The organism is Nakamurella endophytica, from assembly GCF_014646215.1.
GTDB classification, from domain to species: domain Bacteria; phylum Actinomycetota; class Actinomycetes; order Mycobacteriales; family Nakamurellaceae; genus Nakamurella; species Nakamurella endophytica.
Map to the genome: position 1 here is coordinate 694,224 of NZ_BMNA01000002.1, position 9,703 is coordinate 703,926.

Here is a 9,703-nt window from a genome sequence, read left to right on the forward strand (position 1 = left end):
ATCAGTAGTTGAACTGGTCCACGTTCTCCTTGGTGATGGCCAGAGCCGGCCCGAGCAGCAGCATCTTGTCGGCCTCGGTGTACTTGACCGCCGGCAGCTTGTCGCTGACCTTGTTGGTCGCCTGGAAGGTCTTGCCCTCCGCCAGCTGCTCCCCGGCCCATGCCGTCAGGTAGCCCAGGTTCTGCACGTCCCACAGGATCGACGCGGACGACGAGCCGTCGGCCAGGTAGGCCTTCATGGACTGCGGCGTGCCGAGCCCGACGGTGAAGACCTTGCCGATCTTGCCGGCGTCCTTGACCGCCTGCGCGACACCCGGCGCGGACGAGGTGCACTCGCCGACCAGACCGGTCAGGTCCGGGTGGGCGTTCATCAGGTCGGTCGCCATCTGGGTGGCCTTGGCCTGGTCCTCACCGGCGTACACGATGTCGACGATCTGGGCGTCCGGGTACTTCGAGGCGGTGTAGGCCTTCTGCACCTTGATCCAGGAGTTCAGGTTCTCGGCCGTCTGCCCGCACGAGACGATCGCGTACTTGCCCTTGTTGCCCATGGCCTTCATCAGCGCGTCGGTCAGTCCCTGGCCGATGCCGTCGGCGGTGGCCTGGTTGACGAACACCTGGCGGACCGAGTTCGGGGCGTCGGTGTCGGTGGTGCCGACCTTGATCCCGGCCGCCTGCGCCTGCTTGAGCAGCGGCGCCATGGAGTCGGGGTCGTTCGGCGCCACGAACAGCACGTCGACCTTCTGCTGGATGTAGGACCGGACGATGTCCGCCTGCGCGGCGGCGTCGGCCTGGGTCGGGCCCTGGTACAGCCACTCGACGTCGCCGAGGGCGGCCGCGGCCTGCTTGCCACCGGTGTTCATGGCCTCGAAGTACGGCACGCCCTGCAGCTTGGGAACGAACGCCACCTTGTACTTCTTGCCCGACGAGTTCCCGCCGGCCGAACTGGAGCTCGACGAACCGCCGCCGGCGGACGCCGCGCCGGAACCGGCTCCGGCCGAGCCTGCGCTCGCGCTGGAGCTGACGCTGGCGGCCGCGCTGGACGACGTGTCCCCGCCCGAGCCGGCGTCGTTCTTCTTCGAACAACCGGCCAGGGCCAGGGTGGCGGTCAGGCCGATCGCGACGACGGCCGCGAGTCTGGTGCTGCGCATGGATTCTTCTCCTCCGGGCGACGGTGCCGTGCTGATGGGTGGAACGGGACGGACGGTGGATCCGCGGTGCGGTGGTCCTGCGGGGCGGTGGGACGTGCGGTGGTGGAACGGGCGGGATGGTCGCGGCGACGCAGAGGGTCCGGTCGACGCGGGTCCTCGTGGGCGGCGGTCTCAGCGGATCCCGGCGGCGGCGGCGAGCCGGTGCGGCCCGGACGGGCGACCGCCGGCCGGGCGGGCGACGGCGGGGTCGACGCGGCGCACCGGCACACCGGCGTCGGCCCAGCCCCGGACGAACTCGTCCGGCGCGTCGACATCGGTGAACAGCGCGGTGATCCGGTCCGGCCCGACGAACGGGTGCAGGCCGAACCCGCGCACCTTCGACGAGTCGAACAGCCCGTAGACCTCGGTGCTCCAGCCGGCCAGCCGGGCCTTGATCTGCGCCTCCTCGGCCGAGGAGTCCAGCAGGCCCTGGCTCGTCGAGGCGCTCACCAGACCGAAGAACCCGCGGTCGAGCCGGTCCCGTCCGCCGAGCACCTCGCCGACCTGGCCGACCAGCGACCCCGACGCCCGACGCAGCACGCCGCCGGGCACGAGCACCGTGGCGGTCGACTGCTCGGCGAGCAGCATGGCCACCCGCAGGCTGTTGGTCACCACCACCAGGTTCCGGCGGTCGAGCACCTCGGCCGCCAGGAAGTAGCAGGTGGTCGACGAGTCCAGAGCGATCACGTCCCCGTCCTGGACGAGGTCGGCGGCCGCCCGGGCGATGGCGATCTTGCGACCGCGCCGCTGCCGGAGTCGCATCTCGAACCCGCCCTCGTCGAGCGGTTCCGTGGAGACGGCTCCGCCACGGACCCGCCGCAGCATCGAGCGCCGCTCGAGCGCGTCCAGATCCTTGCGGACGGTGACCGCGGAGACCTGGAAGCGCCGGGCGAGATCGGTGACGACGACGCGACCGCGGGCGTGCAGTTCCGCGAGGATGGCCTCCTCGCGGGCGAACTCGTCCAGCGACGACATGCGGTCGACCACCTCCTCGTGGTTGGCTGCCGTCTGCGGTCTGAAGCGCTTCAACGACGGGCAGGCAGACCGTAGCGAGGCGTAGCAGCGGCTGTCAACGGACGAACGCGTTCGAAACCACAACGCTTTCGAAAGAACCTGGACCGGTTGCCGTCCGTGCGGCGGGACCCGTCGGTGCCCGACCGATCAGCGCCCGACCGATCAGTGCCCGACCGATCAGTGCCCGACCGTGGAGGCCCGGGCCACGAGCTCCGGGGTGAACCGCTCGGTGCGGTGCACGTGCTCGACGCCGTCGCGCTGGGCCGCGATCTCGGCCAGCAGCAGCTCGGTGCCCGTCCGGCCCAGCTCCTGTCGCGGCTGCCGGACCGAGGAGAGCGGCACGGCAGCGGCGGCGGCGAAGTCGATGTCGTCGTAGCCGACGATCGCCAGGTCGGCGGGGACGCGGAGCCCGTGTCGCACGCAGCCCTGCAGCACCCCGAGCGCCACCAGGTCGTTGGCGGCGAACACCGCGGTGGGACGCTCGCCGTCCCCCAGCGCGGCCAGCGTGTCGGCGGCCCGCCGGCCCTCGTCGACGGTCAGCGCGCCGGTCGACAGGGCCAGCAGCGACGCGCCCGCCTCCCGTTCGACGGCCGCTTCGGCCCCGACCCGCCGGTCCGCCACCTGCGCGAGCGTCGACGGCCCGCCGACGAAGGCGATTCGGCGGTGCCCGAGCTGCAGCAGGTGCGCCACGGCGAGTTCGCCGCCGGTGCGGTCGTCGACGCTGACCGCGCAATGCTCGCCGACGCCGGACACCACCCGGTCGATCACCACGAACGGCGTCCCGGCACGGCGGAGGTCGGCCACCCACGCGGTGTCGCCGCCGGACGGTGCGATGAGCACCCCCTGGACGCGTTGCTGGGTGAACAGTTCGACGTTGGCGCGCTCCGTGCGTTCGTCGGCGCGGCTGTCGGCCATCAGCACGACGGCACCGCGATCCTGGGCGACCTCCTGCGCGCCGCGGGCGACGTCGGTGAAGAACGGGTTGCCGATGTCGAGCACCACCAGGCCGATCGCGCGGTTGTGCCCCGAGCTCAGCTGCCGCGCCGTCTCGTTGCGGACGAACCCCAGGCTGCTGATGGCCGCCTCGACCTTCGACCGGGTCGAGGCGGCGACGACGTGCGGCCGGTTCAGGACGTTGGAAACGGTGCCCAGCGACACTCCGGCCAGCGCGGCGACGTCGGAGATGCTCGGCCTGCGCGGGACCACCCTGGACACCTCCGCTCGGCACCCCGCCGTGGGGATGGCGCAACGCCGGACACTATGCCATCATCCGGTTGAACCGCTTCAAAGTCGTCCGGTCGCTGCCGGCCGGATGAGCGGCCGCCCACCGACGGCGTGGGTCGACAGCGGGCCGAGAAGGCCTCCACCGAACGGAAGACGACGATGACCTCCGGAATCCTGCCCTCCACCCCGGTGACCCCGGACGCGCTGTCCGACGTGGCCGCCTTCGGGATCGAGGTACCGAGCTGGGCCTACGGCAACTCCGGCACCCGGTTCAAGGTGTTCACCCAGCCGGGCGGCCCGCGCGACCCGTGGGAGAAGATCGCCGACGCAGCGCAGGTGCACCGCTACACCGGCGCGGCGCCCCGGGTATCGCTGCACATCCCGTGGGACCGGGTGGAGGACTTCGGCCGGTTGGGCGCCTATGCCGAGGATCTCGGCGTCCGGATCGGTGCGATCAACTCGAACCTGTTCCAGGACGACGACTACATGCTGGGTTCGCTGACGCACGCGAACCCGGCGATCCGGCAGAAGGCCGTCGCGCACCACCTCGAGTGCATCGAGATCATGCGGGCGACGGGGTCGAAGGACCTGAAGATCTGGCTGCCGGACGGCACCAACTACGCCGGCCAGGACTCGATCCGGGCGCGGCAGGACCGCCTCGCCGAGTCGCTGGCGGCGATCTACGCCGAGCTGGACCCGGACCACCGCATCCTGCTCGAGTACAAGTTCTTCGAGCCGGCGTTCTACACGATGGACATCCCGGACTGGGGCACCTCGCTGCTGCACTGCCTGGCGCTCGGGCCGCAGGCGCAGGTGGTGCTGGACACCGGGCACCACGCCCCCGGCACCAACATCGAGTTCATCGTCGCGCAGCTGCTGCGCCAGGGCCGGCTCGGCGCCTTCGACTTCAACTCCCGGTTCTACGCCGACGACGACCTGATCGTCGGCTCCGCGGATCCGTTCCAGCTGTTCCGGATCCTGTTCGAGATCGTCTCCGAGGGCGCCCACCGCGCGGACTCGGGCGTCAACTTCATGCTCGACCAGTGCCACAACATCGAGCCCAAGATCCAGGGCCAGATCCGGTCCGTGCTCAACGTCCTCGAGGCTCTGGGCAAGGCGCTGCTGGTGGACCAGCGGGCGCTGACCGAGGCCCAGGAGGCCGGTGACGTCCTCGGCGCGCACGAGATGCTGATGGACGCGTTCGCCACGGACGTCCGGACGGCGCTCGCCGACCAGCGGGAGGAGCGCGCGCTGCCGCGCGACCCCGTCGCCGCTTTCAAGGCCTCCGGGTACCTGGACCGCGTCGTGGCCGAGCGGGTGGGCGGCCAGCAGGCCGGTTGGGGCGCCTGACCTCTCCCCTGCGCTCGGCCTGCAGGCCCGCGGCGCTGTCGCCGAGGACGGCGGCGCCGTCCTCCCGGTGACCGGTGCGACCGCGCGGAGGTGGTCCGTGCCTGCGCTGCCCCCGCCGCAGTCGGACGGCGCACTCGCGGCGCAGCGCTCGGGCGGCCGGAAGGAGTCCGTGGTGTGGCTCCGTCGTGTCTCCGGTGGGGAGCGGGGGCAGGCCTGCCGCTTCGTGTTCGCCGCCGTGTGGACCGCGACGTTCGCCGCGGACGCGCTGGCCCGTGGCCGCCACGACGCCTGGACCGTGGGAATGCTGGCGTTCTGGGCGGTCCTGGTCGTGGTGTCGACGGTCCTGCTGGTGCGCGTCGAGCTGCGGCGTCGTCTCCTCCGACCTACGGACCGCGACCCAGCAGCGCAGGGTGGGACAGCGCAGGGCGGCGACGGGACCCGGTGACCGCCGGCCGCGGCGCGGCGGTCACCGGGCTGGACGTCAGATCTCGTCCGGCACGCCGGGTTCCGCCGCGCCGGTGAGCTCGGTGAGCACGGCGTCCAGCTCGTCGGTCTTGATCAAGACCTCGCGGGCCTTGGATCCCTCGCTCGGGCCGACGATGCCGCGCGTCTCCATCAGGTCCATCAGCCGCCCGGCCTTGGCGAACCCGATCCGCTGCTTGCGCTGCAGCATCGAGGTGGACCCCAGCTGCGACGTGACCACCAGGGTGATCGCCTCGACCAGGAGGTCCAGGTCCCCGCCGATGTCGGGATCGACCGCCTTGCCGGGCTCCTGCTTCGCGGTCGTGACGCCCTCGGCGTACTCGGGCTCGGCCTGTGTCTTGGCGTACTGGACGATCTCCGCGATCTCCTCGTCGGAGACGTAGGCGCCCTGGATCCGGATCGGCCTCCCGGCACCCATCGGCAGGTAGAGCCCGTCGCCCATACCGATCAGCTTCTCGGCGCCCGGCTGGTCGAGGATGACCCGGGAATCGGTCAGCGACGACGTCGCGAAGGCCAGCCGGGACGGGACGTTGGTCTTGATCAGCCCGGTGACCACGTCGACGGACGGCCGCTGGGTCGCCAGCACCAGGTGGATACCGGCGGCCCGGGCCTTCTGGGTGATCCGGACGATGGCGTCCTCGACGTCCCGCGGTGCGGTCATCATCAGGTCGGCCAGCTCGTCGATGATCCCCAGGATGTAGGGGTACGGCCGGTACACCCGCTCCGAACCCGGCGGCGTCGTGATCTCGCCGCGCTGCAGCTTGCGGTTGAAGTCGTCCACGTGGCGCACGCCGTGCGCCAGCATGTCGGCGTACCGCTGCTCCATCTCCTCGACCAGCCACGCCAGCGCCGCCGCCGCCTTCTTCGGCGCCGTGATGATCGGCGTGATCAGGTGCGGGATGCCCTCGTACGGGGTGAGCTCGACCATCTTCGGGTCGATCAGGATCATCCGGACCTCGGCCGGGGTGGCCCGCTGCAGCAGCGACACCAGCATCGAGTTGACGAACGAGGACTTGCCGGACCCGGTGGCGCCGGCCACCAGCAGGTGCGGCGTCTTGGCCAGGTTGGCCGTGACGAACCCGCCCTCGACGTCCTTGCCCAGACCGATGACCAGCGGGTGCTGGTCCGTCCGCGCGTCCGGAGCGGCGAGCACGTCGCCCAGCCGCACCATCTCGCGGTCGCTGTTGGGCACCTCGATGCCGACGGCGGACTTGCCGGGGATGGGCGCGAGCAACCGGACGTTGTCGGTGGCCACCGCATAGGCGATGTTGCGGGTGAGCCGGGTGATCGCCTCGACCTTGACGCCGGGACCCAGCTCGACCTCGTAGCGGGTGACCGTCGGGCCGCGGGTGAACCCGGTGACCGCCGCGTCGACCTTGAACTCCCCCAGCACGCCGTCGATCCGGACGATCATGTCGTCGTTCGCCGCGGACCGGCTCTTGGGCGGCGCGCCCAGCTGCAGCAGCGACGCCGGAGGCAGCTGGTAGCCGCCGTCCGCGGCCGGGTCCAGCGGCAGCTGCGCCGGGTCGGCCGCGGCGGCCGGAGTGGCGCCGGCCCGGGCCGGCCGGCGGGTGGCGGTTCCCGTCGACGGACCGCCGGCGCCGGCCGCGGGTGCGGCCCGACCGGGGGCAGCGGGGCGGTCGGCCGAGTCGGTGCGCCCGGATGCGCCCGGGCGGTCGGGCACCGGCGTCCGGTCGGGGGCCGCGGCGCGGCCGACGGGCACCGTCGGGCGGTCCGACGCCCGCGCCGTCGCGGCCCGGTCGAGCGCGAGGGTCGCCCGCTCGGCCGGATCCACGGCCGGATCGTCGAGACCGTCGACGTCCCAGCCCGCCTGGCCGTCCGCACCCTGGCGGTGGCGGGAGCTGCGCCGCAGTCGCAGCGTCGCGAGCGGGTCGTCGTCGGCGACGGACGCGACAGGATCGACGTCGTCCGTGGGACCGTACGGGTGGTCGGTGGGTCCGGGGTGCGACGGGCGGCCGTGGGCGCCTCGCCGGGGGCGCCGGGCGGCCCGGCCGTGTCCGGCACCGTCGTCCCAGGCCGCGGGCGCCTCGGAGTCGTCGCGGCCGGCCTCCCCGTCGTCCCAGTGCTCGTCCCAGCCTTCGTCCGGGGTGGGCTCGCCGCGCAGCAGGCCGATGCCGTGGCGCGCGAGCGCGGGCACGTCCCGGATCGCCGTACCGGTGACCAGGAGCAGGCCGAACAGACCCAGCAGCACCAGCAGCAGGATCGCCGGCACCGCATGCACACCGGCGACGAGCGGCCGGCCGAGCACTGCGCCGAGCGTCCCGCCCGCCGTCTTGCGGAGCGCGATCGAGTCGTGCTGTCCCGGCTCGAGCGACAGCTGGTGCGCGACGTCGAAGATGCCGGTCACCGACAGCACGAGCGCCGCACCGCCGAGCACCCGTCGGTTGCGGTGCCCGGTCGGACGCGGGTGCCGCATCAGGACGACGGCGGCCAGCAGCAGCAGGGCGGGCAACAGCAGCCCGGGGGTACCGACCCAGACGCGGACGGCGGAGTCCACCACCCCGCCCACCGGCCCGGCACCGTGGAACCAGGACCCGATCGCGCAGATCACGGCGAGGGCCAGCAGCAGCAGCGCGAGACCGTCCCGACGGTGGGCCGGGTCGAGGTCGCGGGCGGCGCCGGCTCCCCGGCCGACGGCGCGCACAGCTCCGCCGACGCCACGGGCGGCGAGCCGCCACAGGGCTCCGGCGGACCGGCCGAGCCCGGCGAGGGCGCGGACGGCCGGGGGCCGCTGACCGGGCCGGCGGGCGGGCGAGGACCCGCCTCGCGGGGCCGGGCGCCGGGCAGGCGGGCGGCCGGCGGACGACCGCCCGGCGCCCCGGCCGGCGGTGGCGGTGCGACCGGCGCCGGCGGACGTGCGGGGGGCAGCAGCGCGGGTGCTCGCGTCCCGGCCCGAGGGCTGGCGCGCACCCGTCCGTGGGACGGCCGAGCGCTGCCCGGCGCCGGTGCGGTCGCTGCCCGAGCGGGTGGTCGCCGTGCCACCTCGACCGGAGCGGGCGCCGGCGGCGGCGCCGGTCGCCGCGCGGGCGCGCGCGCGGGGCGGAGAGGTGTCGGCCATGGCTCCACGCTAGCCGCTGGGCATCAGCCGTCTCTACTGCCACACCGTCACCAGCGGTCACAGGCCGCAGCCGCTGCGCGGTGGCGGCTCGATCGCCGCTAGCGTGCGCGAGGAGGTCCGGATCCCGTGGACCGGCGGCGGCACGGAGGACCATGGACGGGCGGCAACCCGACCGGCGGCGCCGGTGGATCGCCGGGCTCGCCGTGGACGTGCGCCGGGCCGGACCACCGACCGGCGCGCCGTTCGTGCTGGTTCACGGCATCGGCGTGTCGTCCCGCTACTTCCGCCGCCTGGCCGCTGTCCTGGCGCGGACGGATCCGGTCGTCACCGTGGACCTCCCCGGCTTCGGCAGCACACCGAAACCGCCTCGCGTGCTGTCCGTTCCGGAGCTGGCCGAGGTGCTCGCCGAGTGCCTGGCCGACATCAGGTGACGGACGCCGTGCTGGTCGGCCACTTGATGGGCTGCCAGATCGTCACCGCGGCGCACACCGCTCACCCGCGGCTCTCCGGGCCGCTGGTGTTGCTCAGCCCGACGGTCGACGCCGACGCCGGGTCCGCAGCCCGGCAGGCGCTGCGGCTCCTGCGGTGCACCCTGCAGGAGCCTGTCCGGGGAGTGCTCGTCGTGGTCACCGACTACCTCCGGTTCGGCGTGCGGCGGTACCTGCGGACGTCGACATCGATGCTGGACGACCACGTCGAAAACCGCATCGGACGGTGCCGGACCTCGGTGACCCTGGTGCGCGGCGAGCACGACGCCGTCGCCCCGCGCCGGTGGCTCGACGAGCTGTCCGCGCGCACCCCCGGATCCGATGTCGTGGAGATCGCCGGCGCCGCCCACCTCGTCCAGTGGGCCCGACCGGAGGACGTCGGCAGGGTCTGTCGCGGGGTCCGCGGCCGCCCCGAGGACGCCGCCGCCGGCGAGGAACCCGACCAGCACACACATCTCGGACGGCTGCGCGACCGTCCCCCGGGCGGGCGGGCCCGCAGGCTGCCCGAGGCGCCCGGCCGGCCGTCCCCACCAAGTGGGCACCGTGCCGGTTCACGACCCGCACAATCGTGAGCGCAGCTCACGGATGTCGGTCATGACGCGCATTCGGTGCAGCGACGCGAGCCAGTGTCCACATTCGATTCTTGTTGTGGGACAGGCTTTCTCCCGCGGCTGCCGGCCGCCACACTCCCCTATTCGTGGGGTAGGACCAACGCTTGAACGTTGGACGACAACCAACGGAGAAACCCCCTAGGACGGTGACGTGCGGACGTTGGTCGGCGCTGTGTCCTGACTGTGCACATTGCTGCCCGTGTGTGCGTCCGTCCGACCCTGGGGGTCCAGTGTTCCGTTCTTCTCGTGCCGGCCGTCGAAGCCTCGG

At 73.2% G+C, this 9,703-nt stretch carries 8 protein-coding genes; 4 read left to right on the forward strand and 4 right to left on the reverse strand.

Features of this window, described 5'->3' with window-relative positions; all coding sequences use genetic code 11:
• Position 1 precedes the first annotated feature (1 nt).
• The 3 genes from IEY37_RS06675 to IEY37_RS06685 all read right to left on the reverse strand — a co-directional run bounded on the left by IEY37_RS06675 (position 2) and on the right by IEY37_RS06685 (position 3,406).
• Complete coding sequence (locus IEY37_RS06675) at positions 2–1,147, reverse strand: autoinducer 2 ABC transporter substrate-binding protein (RefSeq protein ID WP_229674008.1); 1,146 nt, start codon at positions 1,145–1,147, stop codon at positions 2–4.
• Between the two features lie 171 nt (positions 1,148–1,318).
• Complete coding sequence (locus tag IEY37_RS06680) at positions 1,319–2,215, reverse strand: DeoR/GlpR family DNA-binding transcription regulator (protein ID WP_188940699.1); 897 nt, start codon at positions 2,213–2,215, stop codon at positions 1,319–1,321.
• Positions 2,216–2,377: 162 nt separating this feature from the next.
• Positions 2,378–3,406 (reverse strand): LacI family DNA-binding transcriptional regulator, encoded by a 1,029-nt coding sequence (locus IEY37_RS06685; protein WP_229674010.1) that lies wholly within the window; start codon positions 3,404–3,406, stop codon positions 2,378–2,380.
• Positions 3,407–3,583: 177 nt separating this feature from the next.
• Here IEY37_RS06685 and rhaI point away from each other — a divergent pair, with 177 nt between their 5' ends.
• Positions 3,584–4,774 carry an L-rhamnose isomerase gene (gene rhaI / locus IEY37_RS06690; protein WP_188940700.1) on the forward strand — a complete coding sequence of 397 codons (1,191 nt, stop codon included), beginning with the start codon at positions 3,584–3,586 and terminating at the stop codon, positions 4,772–4,774.
• A gap of 97 nt (positions 4,775–4,871) precedes the next feature.
• Positions 4,872–5,219: a hypothetical protein gene (locus IEY37_RS06695; protein ID WP_188940701.1), complete on the forward strand. Its 348-nt coding sequence runs from the start codon at positions 4,872–4,874 to the stop codon at positions 5,217–5,219.
• A gap of 36 nt (positions 5,220–5,255) precedes the next feature.
• Here IEY37_RS06695 and IEY37_RS22500 read toward each other — a convergent pair whose 3' ends face one another.
• Entirely contained in the window at positions 5,256–7,922 is a 2,667-nt protein-coding gene (locus IEY37_RS22500) for a DNA translocase FtsK (protein WP_268237980.1), read from the reverse strand.
• A gap of 566 nt (positions 7,923–8,488) precedes the next feature.
• On the opposite strand from IEY37_RS22500, the gene IEY37_RS06705 reads away from it, so the two are divergent.
• Together IEY37_RS06705 and IEY37_RS06710 are read left to right on the forward strand one after the other, a co-directional pair.
• Entirely contained in the window at positions 8,489–8,767 is a 279-nt protein-coding gene (locus tag IEY37_RS06705; RefSeq protein ID WP_188940703.1) for an alpha/beta fold hydrolase, read from the forward strand.
• Positions 8,764–9,396, forward strand: a complete 633-nt coding sequence (locus IEY37_RS06710) for an alpha/beta fold hydrolase (protein WP_188940704.1) — start codon at positions 8,764–8,766, stop codon at positions 9,394–9,396. Before IEY37_RS06705 ends, IEY37_RS06710 begins: the two co-directional genes overlap by 4 nt.
• Positions 9,397–9,703 lie beyond the last annotated feature (307 nt).